The following is a 21,962-nucleotide window of genomic DNA, read 5'->3' as shown; positions in this document are numbered from 1 at the left end:
GCTCAGCCCTCGTAGACGGCGACGTCGCCCGTGGTGACGTCGCGCTGGATCTCAAGAAGCCTGCCGATGCCGCCCGCGGCGAGATCGAGCATCGCATCGAGCCGAGCGCGATCGAACGGTGTCTGCTCGCCCGTCCCCTGGACCTCGATGAAGCGGCCCTTGTCGTCCATGACGACGTTCATGTCGACCTCGGCGATGGAGTCCTCGGAGTACTCGAGGTCGAGCAGCAACTCGCCGTCGACCATGCCCACGCTCGTCGCCGCGAGCTGGCCCATGAGCGGAATGGAGTCGATCTTGCCCGCTTCCTTCCACATGGCGAGAGCATCGTATAGCGCGATCCACGCACCGGTGATCGCCGCTGTGCGCGTGCCGCCGTCGGCCTGGATGACGTCGCAATCGATTGAGACGGTCACTTCCCCGCCGAGCCCACTCATGTCGACGATGCTACGAAGCGATCGACCGATCAACCGCTGGATCTCGTGCGTGCGCCCCTTAGGACCGGACGCTCCTACCTCGCGTCGCGAGCGGGTGTGTGTCGCGGCGGGCAGCATCGCGTACTCCGCGGTGACCCAGCCCAGGCCACTTCCTCGGCGCCAGCCCGAGACACCCTCCTGGATACTTGCAGCGCACAGTACCCGCGTGTCGCCCAACTCGAAGATGCAGCTTCCCATGGCGTGCTTGAGATAGCGGCGTGTGACGCGTACCGGGCGCAGTGCACCGGGCTCGCGTCCGCCGGAACGTACGGGCATCTAGTCGTCCCTTCCATTGACTGGGGTGAGATCGAAGCTGTCGAACTCCTGCGCAACGAACACCTGGTGTCCGAACTCCTCTGTAGCGAGCGTCGCCATCGTCTCACGGTCGTTCGTGTACCACACGTGTGTAAGCGCGAGTGCGCGTACCCCCGCCTCGCGGCCGAGCCGCCCGGCCTCACTCGCCGTCATGTGCGGGGCCTTGCCTGCGTACTCCTCGGGCAGGGTCGCCTCGGCGAGAAGCAGGTCGACACCGGTCGCGGCACGCAGAATCTCATCGCCATACAGCGTGTCGGAGGAGTAGCACAGGCTCGTGCCATCCACCTCGGCTCGCAGCGCGAACGTGGGCGGCGTGTGCGGAACCTCGTACGGCGTGATGATCACATCGCCGACGCGGACGGTCTCACCGTCCATCAGCGAGATGGGCACGAACGCCTCGGCCATCTCGTGACCGCCCCGATCCGAGAGCAGCACCTGCAGCCGGTCGAACAGCCCCTCGGGCAGATAGAGCGGGATGGGTGCCGCAGGGCCCGTCGGCGCATACCGCAACATCGCCTGGAGGCAGTAGATGTCGGCGTAGTGGTCGGGATGGTTGTGCGTGATGAAGACCGCGTCGAGCGCGGTGGGGTCTTCGAGGCTTCCGAGGTTCGACAGCACCCCATTGCCGCAGTCGAACAGGATTCGCGCGCCACCAGCCTCAAGGAAGTGACCAGCGCATGCCTGTCCGGCTCCCGCACAACTTGCCGACGACCCCAATACCGTCAGGCGCACGACACACCCTCCCCCGCGAAGTTGTCCGCCAGTTCCAATCTAGCAGGTGGGATCTGTGCAAGCACAGACAGGTCGACCGCCGTGACGTCGCCGAGCGCGTCGCCGAACACCTTGCCCCCAAGGCGTGCGAACTCGGCCGGGTCTCCGGTCGTGGCGAATGTGCGCCGCGCGGGTGCGCCCTCAGGCGCAAGGTGGTCCCTGCGCGCAAGCGTTTCCGCGACCTCGGCGGCGGTCTCCTCGGCAGAGGAGATGAGTCGTACCTGCACGCCCACTACCTGCTGAATCGATGCCGAAAGAAGTGGGTAATGCGTGCAGCCGAGCACCAGCGTGTCGATGCCGGAGCGCTTGAGCGGATCGAGGTAGTCGCGCGCGATCTGATGGAAGGACGGGCGCACGAACACGTCGGCCGAGTCGGCGAGCAGCCCCTCCATCGGGCCGCCGTCGAGGCGCAGCCCCTCCTCGACGATCTCGACGAAGCGCGGTGTGGCCGATGAGAAGACGGTCACACCCGCGTCGAGCGCTCGGACCGCCCGGCTGTACGCGCCGGATTCGATGGTGCCGACCGTGCCGATGACGCCGACCCGGCGATTGCGCGTTGCCATGACGGCCGCCCGGGCGCCAGGCTCGACCACGCCAATGACCGGGACGTCGAAAGCGCGCTGCGCGAGCTCCAGTCCGGCCGCCGTCGCCGTGTTGCACGCGATGACCATCAGCTTGACCCGGTGCGTCTCAAGCCACGTGCCGATCTCGAGCACGAAACGGCGCACCTCGGACAGGTCGCGCGGGCCGTACGGGCAGCGCGCGGTGTCACCGAAGTAGACGAGCGACTCGTGAGGCAACGCGCGCGCGATCTCGCGCGCGACGGTCAGCCCCCCGAGGCCCGAATCGAAGATTCCTATGGGCATTCGGTCCATACCGAGAGTATAGCCCGAGCGGCAGCCGACTCCCGCGCCAGCCGCCTTGGCACGAGTCGCCGAAAACGGTGTAGCAGCCGACTATACTGCCCGTATGTCAGCGAACACCGCCCTCATCATCTGCATCGGCAACGTCGCCCGGGGCGACGATGGCGTCGCGCATGCCGTGGCCGCGATCCTCGGCGAGCACCCGGCCGATGGCGCGCGCGTGCTCGCCGCGACAGGCCTCGACGTAGCCCACGCCGCAGAGGTAGCGAGCGCCGACCTGCTCGTGGTCGTTGACGCGGTACGCCGAGCAACGCCAGCCGTCGAGGTGAGCCCGCTCGCACCGGGCACAGCGGCGCACTCCGGCCATGCCATCGACGCACCCGGCCTGCTCGCGGTCGCCTCGGCGCTGTACGGCGCGGCGCCCGAAGCCGTGCTCGTGGCGGTCGCGGCTCCCGAAATGGGGCACACCGAGGAGCTCTCGGCGATCGCAAGCGCCGCCGCCAGCGAAGCGGCGGACACGGTGCGCTCGCTACTCGAGCAGCAGGCAGGCCGCTAAGCGACCAGCCGTCGCCACTCGGCTGCGGCTTCAGCAGCGCCGGCGGCGCCCCACATGTCGCGCACTCGCTGGTCATTGGCGACGGCTTCGGCCAACCGGGTGAACTGCTCCCGATCCATGCCGATCGTCGACACTCCCACCTTGCTCGATGCGGCGATGATGATCATCATCGCGAGCGACTTGCCGAAGCTCGACTCCAGTTTCGAGCGCAACTGCTCGACGGCGGACGCGCTATCCATGCTGCGCGACCCCCTTCTCTGCGATGACGCTCCCGTCGGCACCGATCAGCTCGACGACGAGTGGCATGCGGCCGATCTCGTGAGTCGCACACGACAGGCAGGGATCGTGCGCCCGTATCCCGAGCTCCATCATGAGAACGCTATCGTCCGAAAGCGCCTCTTCACGAGCCGTACCGGCGACCGCATCGAGCACTGCGCGGTCGAGACTGGCAACGTTATGCGTGGTGGCGACGATGAGGTTGGCCTTGACGATGCGCCCGACCTCATCGGCCTCGTACGAGTGAATGAGCGTGCCGCGCGGCGCCTCGATGGCGGCCGTGCCGACACCCGCCACACCGCGCTGAACCGGCACGCGCACGTCTGGCGAGATGACCTCGTCGTCGGCGAGGATCGCCGACATGCGCTCGACCGCTGCGACCAGCTCGATCATGCGGGCCCAGTGGTAGGCGAGTACCGCGTGCACCGGGCGGCCGAGCGTCGCCCGGAAGTCGTCGCGCAGTGCCTGAGACCGCTCGCCGGGCATGCGTTCGACGATGTTGATGCGGGCCAGCGGGCCGACGCGGTAGCTGCCGGCATCGGGACCCAGCGAGCGCAGGTACGGCGAGTTCGCGTAGCTGCCGTCGAGAACGCGCTCGCCGATGTGCGACTCGTAGTCGGCGGCGGCGAACCGTTCGGTGATGGTCCCATCGGGGTTGAGCACGGTGATCTCGCCATCGAGAAGCGCGAACTCGTGGCCGCGGGTCTGCGCCACATACGGCACGGGCTCGGCCGAAAACTCCGGATAGCGATCCAGCAGCCGCAGAGTCGCCTCACGCGATGTGTCGGCGGCGATCGACGCGGTCTCCCGCATGCTCTCGACGAGCCCTGTCAGCTCGATGCGCTGCTCGGCTGTGATCGCCTTGCTCATGCCGCCGGGAATCGCCGCAACAGGATGGCTCGTACGACCCCCGACCATCTCGACGATGCGCTGACCCGCCCGGCGAAGTGCGATGGCGCGACGCGCCAATTCGGGCTGTGCTGCGATGACGCCGAGCAGATCGCGGCTCCCGGTGCCATCCCCGGTCAGGAAGTCCGGACCGGCCAGGAAGAAGAAGTGCAGCGCGTGGTCTTGGGCGAATCCGCCCAGGTGCAGCAGCTCGCGAAGCAGAGCGGCTGCCGGCGGGATGGTCACCCCGTACAGCGCGTCCACCGCGCGCACGGCGGCGAGATGATGGCTCACCGGGCACACGCCGCACACCCGGCTCGTGATGAGCGGAGCCTCCCACACCATGCGACCCTCGAGCATCTTCTCGAACCCGCGGAACTCGATGACATCGAAGTGAGCGCCTGAGACCCTGTCTCGATCGTCAAGGAACAGCGAGACTCTGCCGTGCCCCTCGATTCGCTTCACCGCAGGGAGTGTGATCGTGTCAGCCATTGTCGGACTCCTCGGTGTCTACGATTGCGGGAAAGACCGAGACGGGCATCGTGAAGCGGTAACCGGTCCCAATGAGGTCCTCGAGGTACATCAGCGCCCCTGCGGGCAGTATCGCGGCCAACGCGTCGACGGCCTTGCCGCCTGACTCGAAGTCCAGTCGGCTCGGACCCGAGCACCCGCGGCACGGCACGTTCATCGCGGTGCATTTCGCGCCGCAACCCTCACGCGTCATCGGCCCCATACACATGAGTCCCTGCTCGAGCAGGCAACTGTCCTCATCGATGTGGTCAAGCTCCATGAGCGCGTACACGGCGTCGGAGACGAACTCCCGCGAATGCATGAGCAGCGTATTCTTGGTTCGATGGCACTCGTCGCACAGATTGCGCCGCGGCAGTTCGTGCGGTTGCCCGGTGATCGCGGCCACGAGCGCCGCCACAACAAGCTCGGTCTCCGGCGCGCATCCCGCGACGCTGATGTCGACGGCGACGTAGTCGGTCACGGCGTGGACGTTGGGAAGGAGTCGGGGCAGGAGGGGCGACTTCGTCGTATCCCCGAACGCTACGTGGGTCACCTGCGAAAGCGGACTGAGGTTGCGCAGGCCACCGATCCCGCCGAGTACCGCGCACGAGCCGATCGCTACGAGCGTGCCGGCGGCGGCACGGCAGGCGCGCAGGCGACGCAGGTCCTCCTCGGTAGTCACCGCGCCCTCGACCATCACCACGTCAACGCGATCGGGAATCGTCTCGGTGCCGTTGAACGGCGAGTGCACCAGATCGGCCATTCCGAGGATGTCGAGCAATCCCTCGTGGGCGTCGAGGAGCGCGACGTGGCACCCCTCGCAGCCGCCGAGCGAAACGGTGGCAAGTGTTGGCTTGCTCATACCGCCGCCCCCTTTCCGTTCGTAAGGGAGGCGATGCTGACGTAGATCTCCTCGACCGACTCGACGAAGCGCTCGCCCTCAGTCGGCGAGATGTCGACGATGCGCAGACGTGCGTCATCGATGTTGCGCGAGCGAAGCACCGCACGCAGAAGGTTGATGCGGCGATCCATGTCGAGGTTGCCGATCAGGTTGTGACAGTGGCCCTGGCGACAGCGATAGACACACACCGCATCGAAGCCGACCTTGAACGCCTCAAGGACGTAGAGCGTGTCGAGCCGGCCGCCGCACGGGATGCGCAGCGGCATGAACGTGACGGGGTAGCCCTGACCGCGCTGGGCGACAAACTCAGAAGCAGCATCTGCGGCCGGGTACCCGCACCCGCCGCACAGAAAGCCGATGACTCGGGCGTGGCCGACGTCGACCGGGACGCGCGAGAGCGAACGCACAGCCTCGATGAGGTAGTCATGCGGTGATGACACGATGTCACGAGCGCCGACCGGGCAGCTCACGACGCACTTGCCACACCCACGGCATCGTCGTACGTCCACGTGGCTGCGACCGTTCTCATCAAGCGTGCACGCACCGAAGGCACACGTCCGCACGCAGGTCGCGCAGCCGCCGCACAGCGCCTCATCGACGGCAGAGGTGTCTCCGTAGTGCGACACCGTCGTCTGCGAGAGCCGCAGCACGAGCGCCATCGCGACCGAGTCGGCAGCCGCGACTTTGTCGCGATGCGCGGTCCCATCCACTCGGACCGGGACGACCATGATGCCGGGATCGATGGTCTCGGCGGGGTGGTTGTGCGGATCGAGCGGGCGCGCGAATCCATCGTCGTCGACGTCCACCCGGAAGTGCTCCCGCAGCTCGGCGACCCACTCGGCGCTATCGGGACGGGCGATGAGGATTCCGCCGACAACGATCCTGCGCGACCCCTCGTTGGACTGGATCTGGATGTGATAGTCGCCCAGCCACCCGTCGCCATCTACGAGGCGTGCGCCATCGATGAACTTGCAGCGAGCATGCCCTCGTACGAAGGCCGACGTCGACTTGAGCACCGTTGCCGATGCTGCGGTGGCGCTGCCGTTGCCGCGGTCAGCGATCACCACCTCGTAGCCAAGCTGAAGCAGCCGCTGCGCCGCGATCATCGCCTCGGTCGTCACTCCCAGCACGAGGACAGAGCGCTTGGGCTCGAGATCGATCGATTCGACTTCGGGCGACATCGTTGCGAAGAGCGCGGCCACATCGATGATGCCTGCGGCCTTGCGGGTCGCGCCAATCCGGTCGCCCGGGTGTGCGAGCGCGACCTGCTCGAGCAGATTGGCCACAACGATGCGGTTGGGGTTCACGCCGGCAGATACGAGTCTGCGCGTCAGGTGCCCCGCTGAGAGCGACTTGGAGAGGTGCTCGGCCGAGTTACCGGCCAAGACGACCGCGTCGACACCGCCCTCTCGAATGTCGGACTCAATGGCGGCGACCACGATGGGGTCGAAGACGTCGTCGACGACGCACGCGACCGCTGCAACTTCTCGAACGTTCGCAAGCGCCTCATCGACGTCGATGGCGGCATCGACCAAACCGCCGCAGCGCGAAAGATAGACTCCGAGAGCCATGTGTACCCCACACCCCTTCTTGCAGGTTCTCTTTGTGACACGTCCCGTCTCGGATTGCCGGCCGAGAACGCACGAGAGTGTCTGCACAAGTCATCGGAGATTGCGGACCGCGACCTTAGGGATATTGTGACGAATTGCCGAGTGGCGCGCGGCACAAACGGCGGACGGCGGCTCAGAGCGGCGAGCGGCGGAGGGCTAGCCGACCGCCTCGACAATCGCATCGGCGATCTCACTGATGGGCAGCACGGCATCGACGGCACCCAGATCGATGGCAGCTTTGGGCATGCCGAAGACGGTGCACGTCTCCTCGTCTTGCGCGATCGTCTCGGCACCGAGGTCATGGAGCAACCGCATGCCTTCGGCACCGTCAGCCCCCATGCCGGTGAGCAGCACGGCGACGGAGCTCTTGCCGTAGGATCGCGCGACCGATTCGAAGAGGCTGTCGGCACTGGGGATGTAGAGCTGGCCCTTACCGGGCGGGCTGAAGCCGATTCGGCCGCGCTCGACGACCATGTTCGCACCCGTCGAGGCGAAGTAGACGACTCCGGGTTCGGGCTGTACGCCCTCCTCACCCACCACCACCTGCACCTGACAGCCGGAGTTCAACCAGCTGACGAGGCCCGGCACAAACCCATCTGCGATGTGCTGAGCGACAAGCACCGGCGCTGCGAGGGACTTGGGAAGCCGTCCGAGCACAGACAGCAGTGCCGAAGGCCCGCCGGTGGAAGAGCCGATCGCAACCGCGGTGCGACCGCCCGTGAGAGCTGCGGCGTGTGCGGCGTGTGCCTCTCGGCGCTCTCTCCTACCGCCGATGTGGGTGATCACACGCACGTTCGCAAGCACCTTCACCTTGCGAATGACCTCCTTGCCGATGTGCTCAAGGTCGGCCCAGTCCCGCGGCTCCGGCTTCTTGATGACCTCGAGTGCGCCGAGCGCAAGCGCATCGAACGCACTCCCGAGACCCTCGCCACGAACCGAGGACGAGACGACCAGAATCGGCGTCGGCGTGTAGGCCATGATCGCCTCAGTCGCGCGCAAGCCATCCATGAGCGGCATGTGGATGTCCATGGTGACAAGATCGGGTCTCAGGTTCGCGACCATCTCCACCGCTTCGCGCCCGTCCGCCGCCTGTCCAACGACCTCGATGCCCGGATCGGACGAGAGGATGGTGGCGAGCATCTCACGCGCGACGAGCGAGTCATCGGCGATGAGCACACGGATGATCTTGCGGGCGATGGCGGGCATCGGGCTCGATTCGTTCTAGCGGATCAGGCGCTCGACGGTGTCGAGGAGCGTGTCCTGGTTGAATACGGACTTCGTGATGTAGGCGTCCGCACCGGCCTCGATGCCCTCGGCCTTCTCTTCCTCGCGCTCGAGAGAGGTGACGATGACGACCGGGATGTCCTTGAGGTTTGCGTCGTTCTTTATCGCCCGGGTGAGTTCGAATCCGGTCATGTTGGGCATCTGCACGTCCGTGACGACGGCATCGGGCGCAAGTCCATCGCGCAGCTTGGACAGGCCGTTCGCGCCGTCGACCGCAGTCTCGACCTCGTAGCCTGCAGCTTCGAAGATCGACCGCTCGAGTTCGCGCGTTGTAAACGAGTCTTCGCAGATGAGGATCGTCCGCGGCCCTTCCCGCTCGGCGCGTTGCTCGGCATGGCGCCCCTTTTGGCCGGACCGCGACCGGGCGTTTGCCATCAGGTCGGGAACGTTGAGTATCGGTACGACCTGACCCGCGCCCAGGATGGTCACGCCCGCCACGTTCTCGACCTTGGCGAGGTGTGTGCCGAGCGGCTTGATTACGATCTGCTGCTCGCCGACGAACGCATCGACGATGAATCCCATCCGCTGGCCCGAGTAGCTGATCGTCGCGATGGGTACCTTGCCGCCCTGAACGGTCTCGGCGGCGACGCCAAGGATGTCGGAGAGTCGCACGATGGGAATGGTGCGCCGCTGACGACGAACGACCTCGCGCCCCTCGACCTTGAGTATCTCGCTCGGGTCGATACGCAGCGTCTCATCAACCGAGCTGGTGGGCAGCGCGAAGATGTGGTCCCCAACGCGCAGCATCAGGGCACGGATGATCGCCAGAGTGAGCGGGATGGTCAACTTGAACGTCGTGCCCTGCCCCGGTACCGAGTCCAAGTCGAGCGAGCCCTTCAGCTTCTCGACGACGAACTCGCGTACCACGTCCATGCCCACCCCGCGCCCCGATATCTCGGTGATGATGGCGGCCGTGGAGAAGCCGGCTTCGAAGATCATGTACTGCGCCTCGCGATCGGAGACCGACTTGGCCTCCGCCGCGGTGATGTAGCCCTTGCGAACGGCGCTCTGACGTACCTTCTCGGGGTCGATGCCGGCACCGTCGTCGCTGACCTCGATGACGATGCGGTCGCCCTCTTGCCGTGCAGCGAGCCTCACGGTCCCCTGAGCCGGCTTGCCGAGCGCCAGACGCGTCTCGGGGTCTTCGATCCCGTGATCGACCGCGTTTCGCATGATGTGCACGAGCGGGTCGTTGATCTCCTCGAGAACCTTCTTGTCCAGCTCCGTCTCGCCGCCCTCGATGATGAGCTCGATGTCCTTGCGGAACTGCTTCGCAAGATCGCGCACCGCACGGGGGAACGTCTGGAAGATGGTATTGGCAGGCAGCATGCGCAGACGCATGCCCTGTTCCTGCAGGTCGTTGATGACGACCGATGCCCGCGAGGTGTCCTCGGCGTAGTCCTTCGCGAACTCGGCGAGGTCACGCCTCGAGTCGCCGAGGAGCCGGTCGATCTCGTTCATGTCATCGCCGAGCGCTTCGAGCAGCTCGGTCCGACCGAGTGCCGCAAGCATGGACTTGATGCGTGCCCACGTCTGCGACGTCTCATGCGCGTGCACTTGCATCGAGCGCACCTCGGTCAGGTGCTGCTCTGACTTGATCTGCGCGATGACGACCTCGCTGATGAGGTTGAGCAGGTTGTCGAGCTGATTCGTGCGTATGCGAATAGTCGCTTGGACCTTGGTGCGTAGCTCGGCCTCGCGGTCGAGCCGATGCGGCTGGTCGTCAGCGTCTGACGGGGTCCCGGAGAGGTCGTCGTGCTCGAGCTCCTCGTGCGAGGGTGTCCGGTCCGCCCCCGACGCGTCGTCTGCCACCGGCTGCTCGCCGTCGGCCGCCACCGCGGTTGCGGCCGCATCCGGTTCGTCCTTCGACTTCTTGGTGCGCTTCTTCAGCGCCTTCTTGTCGGCAGCCGCAGTCTGCTCCTCGGCTTCAGCCTCGTCATCCTCGATGCCTGTCGCGGCGATGACCGCCAAGCGGGCCTTGAGGCCGTCGAGATCGACGACGCCGTCGGTGTTCACCCCGCTGTGGTCGGTCAGGTAGACGATCGCATCGAGCGCCTCGAAGAACGAGTCGCTCATGTCGGGTGTGTACGCCATCTCCTTGTCGCGCACGCGGACCATGATGTTCTCGAGCCAGTGGGCGACGTCCGAGATCTCAATGAGCCCGACCATCCGAGAAGAGCCTTTGATCGTGTGCGCATCACGCATCATGCGGTCGATGAGCTCGCGGTCGTCCGGCGTGCTCTCGAGCATGATGACGCCCTCGTTGAGCCGCTGAAGCAGCTCCGCGGCCTCCTCTTGGAACTTCCCTATGAACGCACTGCGATCGAACTCGACCATGAGTTGGCTACCCCGTGTCCGCGTGCGTTAGTGGTCGACGATCTGGAACGCCGAGCCGATCTGGCTCGACTCACGTGCCATACCCGAGAGCGCCTCGGCCGAACCCGCGACCTGCCGGGACCCTGCGGCCGTCTGCTGCGCGACTGCGGCAACCTCGCGCATCGCCTTGACGACCTGGTCCGTCGCGCTCTTCTGCTGCTGTGTGGCCGCCGAGATCTCCTTGGCGGCGATGGTCGTCTGCTCGACGAGGTCCAGGATGCGGTCGAGGCTCTCACCGGTGGCATGCGCGAGGTCAACGCCGGCTTCGACCTGCTTGAGCTCTTGCTCGGTGGAGATGACGAGGTCGTTGGCCGAGCTCTGGATCTCGGTCATGATGCCGCTGATCTCGCCGGTCGAATCAACTACCGACTCGGCGAGCTTGCGGATCTCGATGGCGACAACCGAGAAGCCCTTGCCGGCCTCACCGGCACGCGCAGCCTCGATGGCGGCGTTGAGTGCGAGGATCTTGGTCTGGTCGGCGATCGAGTTGATGATCGAGAGAACCTGCCCGATCTGCTGGCTGCGCTCGCCGAGCGCGAGGATCTTGTTCGCGCTCGCCTGCGTGCGGGCCTTGATCTGCTCCATCGACGAAAGCGTGTTGCTCACGGCCTGCTGGCCGTTCTCGGCCGAGCCGAGCGACGCTTCGGCCATCGTCACGACCTGATCGGCGTTCTCGGCGATCTGCCGATAGGTGCTTGCGAGCTCCTCCATCGTCGCCGTTGTCTGGCTGATCGATGCGGCCTGCTCGGCGGCACCGGAGGCCTGCTGCTCGGTGGCGGACAGGATATCGTTCGCCGAGCCGGCGAGTCTGTCTGACGACTCCTGTGTCTGGCGGATGAGATAGACGATCAGATCGACCATCTGGTTGTAGCTCGAGGCGAGGTCACCGATCTCATCGGCGCTGTTCACGACGACCTTGCGACCTATCTCGCCCTGGCAAGCGGCCTGGACGGAGTCGACCACGTGGGTCAGCGGCAGCAGCGAGCGCTTGACCAGCGTGTAGTTCGCGATCGCCCACAACGCGGCCAGCGCAATCGAAACGCCGAAGACCAGCATCACGCCCGTTCGCAGCCTCGTGTCGGCATCGACGGTTGTGAGGAGTATCAGCATGATGACGAACTGACTGCCGAGGAAGACGACCTGTGCGGCCACCATGAAGAAGGTGAACCGACTCAGCAGCCTGGAGTTGATCTTCTTCCAGAGTTTCATTCCCGACGTCCTCCGTATTCTAGTGTCGTCCCGTGACGACCGGTTCCAGAACCCTGTCTATGTTGATGATCCCGACCATCGTGCCGTCGAGGTAAACCGACCCTGATATGTACTCCGCCTGCTGGCGGTCGATGATGGTGATCGGCGGCTCGAGCTGCTGGTTCGTGATCTCGGCGATGTCACCGATCGCATCGACGACGAGCGCACTCGCGACCGGTCCATTGGTGATGACGATCGCAGGCGGTACGCCGTCCACACCCTGGTCCACGACCCCGAGGCCCATGATCGCAGCCGAGTCGGTCACCGAGAGGATCTCTCCTCGGACGTTTACCACGCCGAGGATGAAGTCGGGTACGCCAGGCACAGGCGTGATCTCGTATTCCTGGAATATCTCGCGGACGTCGCCGACTCGTACCGCGTACCACTCCTCGCCGATGCGGAACAGCAGCAACGAGAGGCGGTCAGCGACCTCCTCCTCAAACGTTTCGAGCGCAAGCGAGTCCGCCCTGCGGGCAAGAACCTCCTCGGCGGTTTCACCGAGCATGTGGCCTGCCCTTTCCGAGGCGCTCACTGCACATCACCGCCCGTCAGTCCCTCGTCAAGCAGGGAATCAACGTCGAGAAGGTTGAGGAGCCCGTCGGTAAGGCTGCACACCCCGATCATCTTGGCTGCGAGTGCGTGCAGCGGTGGGGCCGCCTGCACGCAGTTGGGAGGCAGGCCTATGACGTCCTCCACCTCGTCCACGATCAGGGCGATGGTCTGGCCACGACCCTGCGTGATGATCATCGGCGTCTGCAGTGTGTACTCCTGCGGATCGAGTCCGACGAGCAGGCGCATGTCGAGTGCAGGGATCACGGCGCCGCGCAGGTTGACCATCCCCACGACGCCGCACCGCCCGACAGGTGTCTCGGCGAATGCGACGATCTGCTGAATCTCGTTGACCCGCTCAAGTGGCAAGGCGTAACGCTGCCCAGCGAGGTGAAAGGCGACAACGAGTCGCACATCGCCGACGGTCGCGACGACCTCGTCGAGCGGCTCGTCGGGCAGGGTCTCGATGTCCGGCGTCTCGCTCGTCATCGCACTACCCCGAGAACCTGAGGACGCGGTCGAGCTCCTCGGCACTGACGAGCCCGTCGCGGACCTTGGCGAGTCCTGACGCCACCATCGGGCGCATGCCCGCAGCCGTTGCCGCAGCGCTGATCTGCTCAGCGCCGGCTCCGCGCGCGACCTGAGCGCGCACCGGCTCCGTGAAGGGAAGCACCTCGAAGATGCCGGTAGCGCCCGAGAAGCCGGTCTTGCCGCAGTTGGGACAGCCGGTACCGCGCCGCGTGGTCATGCCGCGCTCCGCTCCCGGGATGAGGTCAGACAGTGAGGTCTTCTCGTCGGAACTACAGTTGGGGCAGTTCGTGCGCACGATGCGCTGCGCGACGGCGAGCGTGAGTGCGCTGCCGAGCGACACGGGCTCGGCACCAAGCGCGAGCATACGACTGACCGCACTCGCGATGTCGGCGCCCGCGAAGGTCGCGATCACGAGCTTGCCCATCCCTGCAGCCTCGATGGCGAGGTGAACGTCCTCGACCGACTGCATCGAGTCTATCGCCATGACGTCGGTGTCCTGCCGCATGCCTGCTGCGAAGTACGATGCTGCGCCCACGGGTGAACCCGGGTTCACGAGGACCTGCGCGACGGCGGGGATCTCGTACTCGATCGAACGCTCGACCGAGTACACAGTGCGGCCCGACGACGCGGCATGCTGGAGAAGCGAGTAGTAGGTGCTTGAGCGTCCGCCCGCTACAGGCGAGGCGACGAGCAGGATGCCACGGCCGCGCTCGATCATCGCTTCGAGTGCACGCGACTCCGCATCAGTGGTGCCGAGGTCGACCAGCCCGCGAGGCTCGGGGCGCGATTGCGAGAGCGTGACGACAAGGCGCTGCCCTGCGACGGTCGGCACAGACGACACGGTGACGACGAGCGAGTGACCTGCGATCTCGGCGTTGAGTCGGCCGAGCGCCGGCACGTCGGCGGGCACCTGGCCGAGTTTGGCCCATGCCTTGAAACCCTCGATCAGCGGTCCCTGCAAGGACAGCGGAGCGCTCGCCACCTTCTCGAGGCGACCCTTGACCCGGTACACGAGGAAGAAGTCGCTCTTGTACGGGAAGACGTGAATACGACTCGCACCGCGAGAAACGGCCTGTTCGAGCACGTCTGCGACGAGAAGCGCGAGCTTGCGATCGTCGGCAACGGCGAGAACGTCCAGGTCGATACCGGCCGGGCCCTGCGGCGCTTCGGCCTCGACGACCTCGAGCACCGTCTGGGACTGCAACTCGGGCTCGGCTTCGACCTCGGCGGCCGTGGGAACGACGGCGATCGTCTCAGGCTCGTCCTCTACCTCGAAGAAGTCAGCGGCCGATATCTCGATATCCTCCCGTGGCGGGATACCTACCACGATGGTGTCTTCTGCGGTCGCCTCGACGACTGCGCCTTCCCCGTAGTACTGCCGAATCGCAGCGTGCACGTCGACGCCGTCCGAGAGCACCGGCTCGACCTCGAGGCCGAGATCGGCCGAGAGTTCATCGAGAGCGAAGATGTCGACGGGGTCGCTCATGGCGACCGTCAGCATGCCTTCGATCTCGAAGAGTGGAAGCACGCCGCGGAACCTGGCGACGGCCGCAGGAACGAGAGCAAGCGCCTCATCCTCGGGTGCGTAGCTTGCAAGGTCGACGCGCGGAATCCCCATCGACTCCTCGAGGACCTTCTCGAGTTGATCGGGCGTGACAAGGCCGCGCTCGATGAGGCTGCGGCCACAGGTGCCGTCAGATGACGTGGCTGAGCGTGCCGCCTCGAGTTGGTCGTAGGTGACAAGGCCCGAGGCTGAAACCGCCTCAAGGACCCGTCCGGCGATGGTCGCGGATTCCCCCATTCCCACGTCCGCCTATCCCTGAGCCTTGGAGAGTTCCTCGGCGACTGCCGATAGCAGCTTCTCGGGCTCGATCGGCTTGGTGAGGTACTGGTTCGCGCCAGTACGGATGCCGGTTGCCATCGACTGCTCCTCGGTCTTTGCCGTGAGCATGATGATGGGGATGCTCTTGTACTTCTGGTCGAACTTGAGCAGCCTGCACACTCGATAGCCATCGAGCTTGGGCAGCATCACGTCGAGCAAGATGAGGTCGGGCATCTCGGCACGGGCGGTCTCGAGCGCCTCGGCACCGTCGGCAGCCGTCAGCACGTCGTAGCCACCCGACAGCAGAATCGCCTTGATCATCTCAAGGATGGTCGGGCTGTCATCGACCGCGAGGATTCGCGCGTTGGCCATGCAGAGAGCTCCCCTCGTCCCAGTTCCGCTTACTGTGCATGTATCGCCCTTTGCGACCACGCACTTTAGCGGCGGCTCGACCCTTTCCGACACTCTATCAGACTGCGCTCGCACGTCTTGGCGAGCAGTTCGGGATTAAACCCGCCTAGAAACGCGGTCCACTCGCCGTGCGGTGCCGCTCGCAGAGCACTCAGTGCGTTCTCATATCCGCGGCACGCGTCATCCATCGCTCCGGACGCCCGATGAATGTTCGCCAGGTTGAAGTGGGCAAGCACGAAGTCCGGGTCGATGTAGAGCGTGCGCTTGAATTCGGTCAGTGCCCCGGCCGCATCATCCTGCTGCATACGAATGATCCCGAGTACGTAGCGCGCCGATGCGAGAAGCGGGTTAATGCTCAGCGCCTCGGTGGCATCGGCGACCGCCGCATCCATGTCGCCTACGTCAGCGTTCGCATGTGCACGCGCGAGCAACGCTCCGATGTCACGCGGGTCGCGTGCCAATGCGAGATCGGCAACCGAACGCGCACGTGCCGGGTCGCCGCCCTCGAGTAGAGCGTGCGCCTCGACAACGAGCGCCTCTGTGCCACCGCCGTCTGCGGCATCAGGAGAATCCGGTGTGTGCGGCGTGTCGGCGGTAACAGGGACCGGAGCGATGGTGGTCCGCGGTGTGCGCTGCGGGACCGGCACTCTGGGACGCGTCGAAGGTGCGCTCGCACCCTTCGCCGCACCTCGCGGAAGATCGACGGTACGCGGCCGCTCGGTCCGCACCGGGTGAACGCCGAGGCCGGGAGCGAAGACGCTCGGCCCCGGAAGCGGCTTGCGGTACAGGAACACTCCACCGACCTCAAGTGGTTCAAAGCGGTCGGAGATGGATGTGAGCGTCTCGGAGTGCCCGATGAAGAGATAGCCGCCGGGATTGAGCGCCTCGTAGAAGTTGTTGACGACGCGCCGTGTGGACTCCGGTCGGAAGTAGATGGTGACGTTGCGGCAGAAGATCAGGTCCCAGTTGGATGCGAATACGACCGGATACGGTTCCTTGATGAGGTTGTGATAGGCGAACGAGACGAGGTCGCGGGCCCGGGCACGCGGACGGTGTCCGCCCTTCACAGGTTCGAACCAGCGCTGCACGACGTTCTGAGGCAGACTGGCGAGCGCCTTGGCAGGGTAGACGGCGGCCTTGGCTCTATCGAGCGCTTGCGTGGACACATCGGTCCCCGTCACCTCGGCCCGCATCTCCTTTGAGGTGATTGCGGAATCGAGCAACGTCATCGCAATCGAGTACGGCTCTTCACCGGTCGAACACCCGGCAGACCAGACTCGAAACGCATGACTTTGACGCGCCTTTGTCTCGAGAATCTCGGGAATCACGAGATCACGCAGTGCATCGAACTGTGCGGGAAAGCGGAAGAATGACGTCTCGTTGATGGTGACGAGGTTCATGAGCTCCTTGAACTCATCCTCATCGGTACTCAGTACCTGGAAGTAGCCGTCGTACTCCAGAAAGCCGAGTCTCGTCGCACGAGTCACAAGCGAGATACGCAAGGAGTCGACCTTGCTCTCTTCCAGATAGATGCCGGAGTGATGATGAATCCAATCCCGGAAGCGCTCGAACTCCTCGGGAGTCAGATCCTTCCTGAGGCTATCGACCGGATTGGCCACCTGTTAATCCGCCAGCGATTCCCCGGCGGGACCCACCTTGTGGATCAGCCCGCCAGCGTACATGCCGTAAAGGACCTTCGCGGTCTCGAAGTCGTTGTAGCCGGTCATCTCGACAAGCTCGCGAACGCTGCGACCGCCGTGCAGGTAGCACAGGAGCATCCACTCACGGGGCTTGAGGTGGATATCGGCCGGCTTCTGGCCAGGAGTCGATGCCATCGCGAACCGCGTGTCCATGGATGGGATCTTCTCGCGAATCTTCTGCCACATGTCGAGGCGCCGGGTCGCATCGGTGAGTACGGCATCGACCGGCACAGTGAGTCCGAGGTCGGAGCCCGAACACGGCTCATCGGACTCGAAACGCAGCGTGCCCTCTTCCCAGCGCAGCAGGTCGAAGAGCTCGTCGGATATCTGATCCCGGACGAAGCCCTCGAGGACCGCTGAGTCCACATAGCCCTCATCGGCAAGAATCTGTCCGAGCTTGCGGTCGGCCTTGTCCTTCTTCTGTATCTTCATCAGCCCTTGCGCCTGACGAAGCTGCTTCTCGGTGATGATCCCAGCGCGAGCGAGGCGCTTGCCGGCGCTCTCGGAGTTGCCGCCCGACTCAGCGTAGGAGATCTCGCCTGCCCGGAAGCACACGATGCCTTCGCCATCAGGCCCGTCGACATGCAGAGTCCCCGTCTTCGCACCAGATGCGAGCAGACGGAACATGTCGGAAAGTGAGAAGTCCTTGAGGTTTCCCTCGAGTGCCACGCGCATCCTCCAAGTAAGAGTTCCCACGTACACGAGCGCGGCCCGAAACCGGTGGCGAGTGCGCCGCACGGGAGCCGCGAATCATCCTAGCACCCGTACTATCGGCTGATAAGCGAGGGCTCGTGAGTGGATTGGCCTAAGGTCACGCTTGATCCGAGCTGACCGGAGGCTTCTCCGGCCCAACGAAGAGGACGCCGTCGGTGACAGTGGTCTCATACACCCGCAGCGGGCGCGGGTGGCGCGCGAACTCGGCCATGGTTTTGATGGGACCGCTGAAGTCGGTCCACTGCACGCACCGACCGTCGGTGAGGTCGAACCGAGAATGGTGAAGCGGGCACGTCAGCACAGTGCCCTCGAGCGTCCCTTTGGCGAGGTGCGCATGAAGGTGTGGGCAGCGGGCGTCGGACACGTAGTACTCACCGCCAACTCGGGCGACGAGTAGCTCGTGCCCATCCACGGCAAGCTGGCGCATCTCGCCCTCATCGAACTCGCTCACGTTGCCGACTTCCAGAAACTCGCTCATCTCAGGTCCTCTCGGTGTGCGGGGACTGTGGCAGACATCCGGTCTCGAAGGCTCTAGTGAGTATTCCCCTTCCACGCAAACAAGAAGGCCGGCCCCTTTCGGGACCGGCCTATCAGGTTCACGCAGTTGTTCTGGAAGAACGACTTAGCGGGCGAAGACCTTGGTGGCCTGCAGCTTGCCGTTCTGACCGGTGGTGACCTCGAAAGTCACGGCCTGGCCCTCGTCGAGGGTCTTGAAGCCATCGGTCTGGATCTCGGAGAAGTGGACGAACAGGTCGTCGCCATCCTCGCGCGAGATGAAGCCGTAGCCCTTGTCAGCGTTGAACCACTTAACTGTACCTTCAGCCATCTGAAACTCACTCTCCTGCCCCGCAGGGCAAAAAACAAGCGACGCAATCTCCGCTTCGCGGATTTCACGCCGCAAAATCTGGGTCCCCATCGGACCCAACGTGCGCAGCGTACCACGCCCCGCGACAAAACGCGAACAAAACGCAACTCACCGAAAATCGACAACGGGGGCGGGGTCAGTCCCGGCGCTCGTCGTCGCCTCCCGAAAGCGCGGCCGCCGCCGCTGCGGCGCGATCTTCCAAGGCGGTCACACGCTCGGCCAGCCCGGCGAGCGCGGCGTCATCGAAAGCCACGCCCGCGGTGCTGCCCCCAGATGCGACCGGCACAGTCTGCGTCTCCCGATTCCGCACGAACTTCAGGTAGCCCAAACCGATGGCGACGACCAATGCGAAGAGGATGACGGCGAACCGAGCCACCGAGTTGCCCGAGAAGATGACCCATCCCGCGCCGTAGATCATCGAGAACAGCCCACCAAGCAGCAGGCCGTTGGAGATGACACGAAGCTGCTCGCTGCGTATGAGCGAGACGCCCATGACGAGGGTGGCAAAGATGACGAGGATGATGCTCGTGTTGCGAGCCCAGCCCTTCATGAGCGCGTCGACCTTGTCCTGCAAGGCATTCTGTTTGACCTGAAGCGCAGCGATCTGCGCCTGGACGGTCGCATCGACACTCGACCCGTTGGTTGGCTGCTTGAAGTTGAGCGCCTCCATCTGGCGGCTCAGTTCCTGCTGCTCCTGCTGGTAGGTCTCGGTGGGCGACGGATAGAAGGTGTTGACCCCGACGCCGATGAAGGCGACGACCATCAGCCCGAGGAAGAACGAGAAGATCGTCTGAAGTGCGTAGTGCTGACGATCGGTGGTGTTCGCACTTGAGGCCATGGAGTCCTCCTATGCCGCGCTGACTGATCACGCCGTGCCTACATGGTACCAACCGGAGCCGCGCGCCGTCCCGATGCGAGACGCGTGTTACTCCCCTTCTTTAGCCGTCATGGACTCGATGTCGAAGACGAGCATCCGGAACCGTGCGAGCGCCGCATCGTCATCGAGACTGTTGCGCTCGAAGATCGTCTCTGCGTCTTGCGCTGACTCAAGCTGGCCGATGAGTACGCGCATGGCATCGCGGGTCTCGGCGGGATTGTCGATGACCCGAAGCGACCCCGCAAGGACAACCGAGCGAAACGGGTGTGCGCACTGACCGTGCTTGTAGCCGCAGTCCTCGATCACGGTGGCGCAGCCATGTGCGTTTCGGGCGATGATATCGAGTTTGCGACCTGCTGGCGCGACGTGGAAGCACAGCCTGGAGCCCACGCGATCGTAGCCGCACGAGAGCGTGACGACGTACGGGGAATCTCCGTCGGCCAGCGCGATGGTCGCGTACCGTGCGCCGGTCAGGAGCCGATCGATCTCGGCCGGGTCGGTGATCTCGCGGTCTTGTCGGCGTAGCTCGTGCGTCACATCTGCCTCCTGCGGATCGGGTGGGTCGAGGTTACCATCTCAGGCTCGCGGACCTGCGTCCCGAACGATGACCGAGCGCGCGGCTTCGATGGCGGCGGCGAGCGCTGGCAGCTCGCGCTCGGCGCTCGCACCGCCGTCATCACTGACGATGACGCCGCCTACGGCGAGCGCTGCGCGCGCACCACGCTCGCCAGCCCTGCGACTACCGATAGCCGCGAGGTCCTGCACACCGATCCCGCCGAGTACAACGAGACCCGCAGATCTGGCGGTGGTCGCGCACTCCACGAACCGCTCGGCATCGAGACTCGCGAGGTGTACGCCGGTGAATCCGCCTGCGGCGAGCGCCGGCATGAACGCCCTTGTGTCGCCGTCGGAGTGGAAGATCAGCGGCAAACCCTCCTGGCGGACGGTGTTCGACACGCGGTGGTAGTGCGGCATCAGCGTCGCGAGCACGAAGTCCGGCGCCACGAGCGGCCCGCTCGCGCCAGCGAGCTCGTCAGCGACCAGCACGGCATCGGCGCCGCACGCGATGCCGCGACCCACATCGACCAGCACCTCCGCGCGAGCCGTGTCGAGGCGCGCCGTCAGGTGCTCCGGCTCGGCGACCGTCATGCGGAGCGCCTCGACCCAGCCCACCGCGCGCGACACACGCGAGAGCACGCCGTCGACCGCCCAGACCGCGGCCACGTCTGCAGCCTGCAGCGCGGCGACGGCGTCACTCGCGTACGACTCACCCGCGGCTACGAAGGCGAGATCGACCGGCACCGACGCCGCGAACGCCGCGAGCGAGTCGGCGCGCCCCGGCGCGCCCGTGTCGCGCGCTACCGCGTCGAGCAGCGCGCCCGGCAGCCACGCAAGCCCGAAGGCGCGCGCGGACAGCTCACCCGCGAGGGCTCGCGTGGCGGTCTCGCGGGTCATGAACCGCTCCCATCACTGCGCGCGTACGCATCCCAGACGCGGGCGACCTCGGCCTCCCAGAACGCGCGGCGATCACCGATCGTGCGGCCGAGGTCGCGCTCGGCAAAGGCGAAGTAGCCGTCTCCTGGCATACCGGTGTCGGCCCGAACCACCAGCGAGGCGGTCATGACACCGAGCCTCGCGTCGGCAGCAGTGTCGACCTCGCCCAGCAGGTCCATGAGCGCGCCGGAGCGAGCGCTCATGCGGCCGCGGAACACCCGTCGCGCAACCTCACCGTAGGTCACAGTGGATCGGGCGGCGGCGGCCTCGGCAAGCAGCGCCTCGAGGTCGACCGCGAGCGCAGCCCACTCGCCGGGCGAGTAGCCCCAGGTGCGGCGAACCACGGCGACCCCCTCTCACGTCTGCTTCCTCGGTGGCAGGATTGTACGCCCTGAACGCGGCAAGCGACCCGCCGGCGGATGCCGGCGGATCGCTTGTGACGGCGCCGCTGAATGCGACACCGATTCGATGACTGGTGGAGGCGCGGAGAATCGAACTCCGGTCCACGGTAGCACCCTAGGAGGCATCTCCAGGCTCAGTCACGGATTGAGTCTCGGTCGGGGCAGCACACCGTGACAGGCGCGCCCTTTCCCAGTCAGTTCTGTCTTTCGCCTCGGCATACTGACAACGTCCTTGGCGGCATTCCCCTCTGTTGCGCCTTACCGGTGTCGGGGACGTGCACCGGGTCGGCGTCGCTGGCTATTTAGGCAGCGAGAGCGTAGTTATTGGTGCCAGTTAATTGGCGTTTTCCCCTGTTTAACGCGGCGAGGAGACCGCGGCCTGCTTCCTCCCTCAGAACTATCGTGTCGAATCCAGTCGCCCCCATGTGGGGTGGTTCGGCGTATCAAGGTACTCGGCGTACAAGAGCGTCGCCGGAAGAGCCGTCTACAGAGTATACCCGCGCTCTGACATGCGTGCCTGTGGGAGC

Annotated in this window: 23 protein-coding genes and 1 other RNA gene; 1 reads left to right on the top strand and 23 read right to left on the bottom strand. The window is 65.3% G+C overall.

What is annotated here, in order from left to right; genetic code table 11:
* Positions 1-2: 2 nt before the first annotated feature.
* Genes rph through HGB10_02145 form a run of 3 tightly spaced genes read right to left on the bottom strand, consistent with a single transcriptional unit; the run spans position 3 to position 2,434 of the window.
* On the bottom strand, positions 3-749 hold the full coding sequence (gene rph, locus HGB10_02155; protein ID NTU70618.1) for a ribonuclease PH: 747 nt from the start codon (positions 747-749) through the stop codon (positions 3-5).
* Positions 750-1,520: an MBL fold metallo-hydrolase gene (locus tag HGB10_02150; GenBank protein NTU70617.1), complete on the bottom strand. Its 771-nt coding sequence runs from the start codon at positions 1,518-1,520 to the stop codon at positions 750-752. It abuts the gene before it with no gap.
* Positions 1,511-2,434 carry a glutamate racemase gene (locus HGB10_02145; protein NTU70616.1) on the bottom strand — a complete coding sequence of 308 codons (924 nt, stop codon included), beginning with the start codon at positions 2,432-2,434 and terminating at the stop codon, positions 1,511-1,513. Before HGB10_02145 ends, HGB10_02150 begins: the two co-directional genes overlap by 10 nt.
* Positions 2,435-2,528: 94 nt before the next feature.
* Between HGB10_02145 and HGB10_02140 the strand changes: the two genes are divergently transcribed.
* On the top strand, positions 2,529-2,978 hold the full coding sequence (locus tag HGB10_02140) for a hydrogenase maturation protease (GenBank protein ID NTU70615.1): 450 nt from the start codon (positions 2,529-2,531) through the stop codon (positions 2,976-2,978).
* On the opposite strand, the gene HGB10_02135 is transcribed toward HGB10_02140, so the two are convergent.
* The 20 genes from HGB10_02135 to ssrA form a co-directional block, all read right to left on the bottom strand.
* Positions 2,975-3,217, bottom strand: a complete 243-nt coding sequence (locus tag HGB10_02135; protein ID NTU70614.1) for a hypothetical protein — start codon at positions 3,215-3,217, stop codon at positions 2,975-2,977. The two genes, HGB10_02140 and HGB10_02135, sit on opposite strands and share 4 nt — an antisense overlap.
* Positions 3,210-4,634, bottom strand: coding sequence for a Ni/Fe hydrogenase subunit alpha (locus tag HGB10_02130; protein ID NTU70613.1), 1,425 nt, complete (start codon positions 4,632-4,634; stop codon positions 3,210-3,212). The genes HGB10_02135 and HGB10_02130 overlap by 8 nt, the downstream gene beginning before the upstream one ends.
* Complete coding sequence (locus tag HGB10_02125) at positions 4,627-5,514, bottom strand: hypothetical protein (GenBank protein NTU70612.1); 888 nt, start codon at positions 5,512-5,514, stop codon at positions 4,627-4,629. Before HGB10_02125 ends, HGB10_02130 begins: the two co-directional genes overlap by 8 nt.
* The gene (locus HGB10_02120) at positions 5,511-7,124 is read right to left on the bottom strand and encodes a hydrogenase iron-sulfur subunit (protein ID NTU70611.1); all 1,614 of its coding nucleotides are present in this window, start codon (positions 7,122-7,124) and stop codon (positions 5,511-5,513) included. The genes HGB10_02125 and HGB10_02120 overlap by 4 nt, the downstream gene beginning before the upstream one ends.
* A 195-nt stretch (positions 7,125-7,319) precedes the next feature.
* Positions 7,320-8,369: a chemotaxis-specific protein-glutamate methyltransferase CheB gene (cheB, locus tag HGB10_02115; GenBank protein ID NTU70610.1), complete on the bottom strand. Its 1,050-nt coding sequence runs from the start codon at positions 8,367-8,369 to the stop codon at positions 7,320-7,322.
* A 15-nt stretch (positions 8,370-8,384) separates the two neighbouring features.
* Positions 8,385-10,784 (bottom strand): hybrid sensor histidine kinase/response regulator, encoded by a 2,400-nt coding sequence (locus HGB10_02110; protein NTU70609.1) that lies wholly within the window; start codon positions 10,782-10,784, stop codon positions 8,385-8,387.
* 27 nt (positions 10,785-10,811) lie between these two features.
* The gene (locus HGB10_02105) at positions 10,812-12,032 is read right to left on the bottom strand and encodes a methyl-accepting chemotaxis protein (protein ID NTU70608.1); all 1,221 of its coding nucleotides are present in this window, start codon (positions 12,030-12,032) and stop codon (positions 10,812-10,814) included.
* A gap of 19 nt (positions 12,033-12,051) precedes the next feature.
* Positions 12,052-12,576, bottom strand: a complete 525-nt coding sequence (locus tag HGB10_02100) for a purine-binding chemotaxis protein CheW (protein ID NTU70607.1) — start codon at positions 12,574-12,576, stop codon at positions 12,052-12,054.
* 23 nt (positions 12,577-12,599) lie between these two features.
* Positions 12,600-13,109: a chemotaxis protein CheW gene (locus tag HGB10_02095; GenBank protein NTU70606.1), complete on the bottom strand. Its 510-nt coding sequence runs from the start codon at positions 13,107-13,109 to the stop codon at positions 12,600-12,602.
* Positions 13,110-13,113: 4 nt separating this feature from the next.
* On the bottom strand, positions 13,114-14,952 hold the full coding sequence (gene tadA / locus HGB10_02090; protein NTU70605.1) for a Flp pilus assembly complex ATPase component TadA: 1,839 nt from the start codon (positions 14,950-14,952) through the stop codon (positions 13,114-13,116).
* 12 nt (positions 14,953-14,964) lie between these two features.
* Positions 14,965-15,345, bottom strand: a complete 381-nt coding sequence (locus tag HGB10_02085) for a response regulator (protein NTU70604.1) — start codon at positions 15,343-15,345, stop codon at positions 14,965-14,967.
* Between the two features lie 65 nt (positions 15,346-15,410).
* Positions 15,411-17,003 carry a tetratricopeptide repeat protein gene (locus HGB10_02080; GenBank protein NTU70603.1) on the bottom strand — a complete coding sequence of 531 codons (1,593 nt, stop codon included), beginning with the start codon at positions 17,001-17,003 and terminating at the stop codon, positions 15,411-15,413.
* Between the two features lie 3 nt (positions 17,004-17,006).
* Positions 17,007-17,753: a DUF4388 domain-containing protein gene (locus HGB10_02075; GenBank protein NTU70602.1), complete on the bottom strand. Its 747-nt coding sequence runs from the start codon at positions 17,751-17,753 to the stop codon at positions 17,007-17,009.
* Between the two features lie 142 nt (positions 17,754-17,895).
* On the bottom strand, positions 17,896-18,276 hold the full coding sequence (locus tag HGB10_02070) for a Rieske 2Fe-2S domain-containing protein (GenBank protein NTU70601.1): 381 nt from the start codon (positions 18,274-18,276) through the stop codon (positions 17,896-17,898).
* A gap of 144 nt (positions 18,277-18,420) precedes the next feature.
* On the bottom strand, positions 18,421-18,624 hold the full coding sequence (locus HGB10_02065; protein NTU70600.1) for a cold-shock protein: 204 nt from the start codon (positions 18,622-18,624) through the stop codon (positions 18,421-18,423).
* A 175-nt stretch (positions 18,625-18,799) separates the two neighbouring features.
* The gene (locus HGB10_02060; protein NTU70599.1) at positions 18,800-19,501 is read right to left on the bottom strand and encodes a hypothetical protein; all 702 of its coding nucleotides are present in this window, start codon (positions 19,499-19,501) and stop codon (positions 18,800-18,802) included.
* Positions 19,502-19,588: 87 nt separating this feature from the next.
* A complete protein-coding gene (locus HGB10_02055) occupies positions 19,589-20,077 on the bottom strand; it encodes a hypothetical protein (protein ID NTU70598.1) in 489 nt (162 codons plus the stop codon).
* 39 nt (positions 20,078-20,116) lie between these two features.
* The gene (locus tag HGB10_02050; GenBank protein ID NTU70597.1) at positions 20,117-20,995 is read right to left on the bottom strand and encodes a hypothetical protein; all 879 of its coding nucleotides are present in this window, start codon (positions 20,993-20,995) and stop codon (positions 20,117-20,119) included.
* Positions 20,992-21,378 carry a hypothetical protein gene (locus HGB10_02045; GenBank protein ID NTU70596.1) on the bottom strand — a complete coding sequence of 129 codons (387 nt, stop codon included), beginning with the start codon at positions 21,376-21,378 and terminating at the stop codon, positions 20,992-20,994. Before HGB10_02045 ends, HGB10_02050 begins: the two co-directional genes overlap by 4 nt.
* A gap of 129 nt (positions 21,379-21,507) precedes the next feature.
* Positions 21,508-21,858: a transfer-messenger RNA gene (ssrA, locus tag HGB10_02040) on the bottom strand.
* Positions 21,859-21,962: the final 104 nt, after the last annotated feature.

This window comes from Coriobacteriia bacterium (assembly GCA_013334745.1).
In the GTDB taxonomy this organism is placed as follows: Bacteria; Actinomycetota; Coriobacteriia; order Anaerosomatales; family JAAXUF01; genus JAAXWY01.
This window is presented reverse-complemented; position numbering and strand designations above follow the sequence as displayed.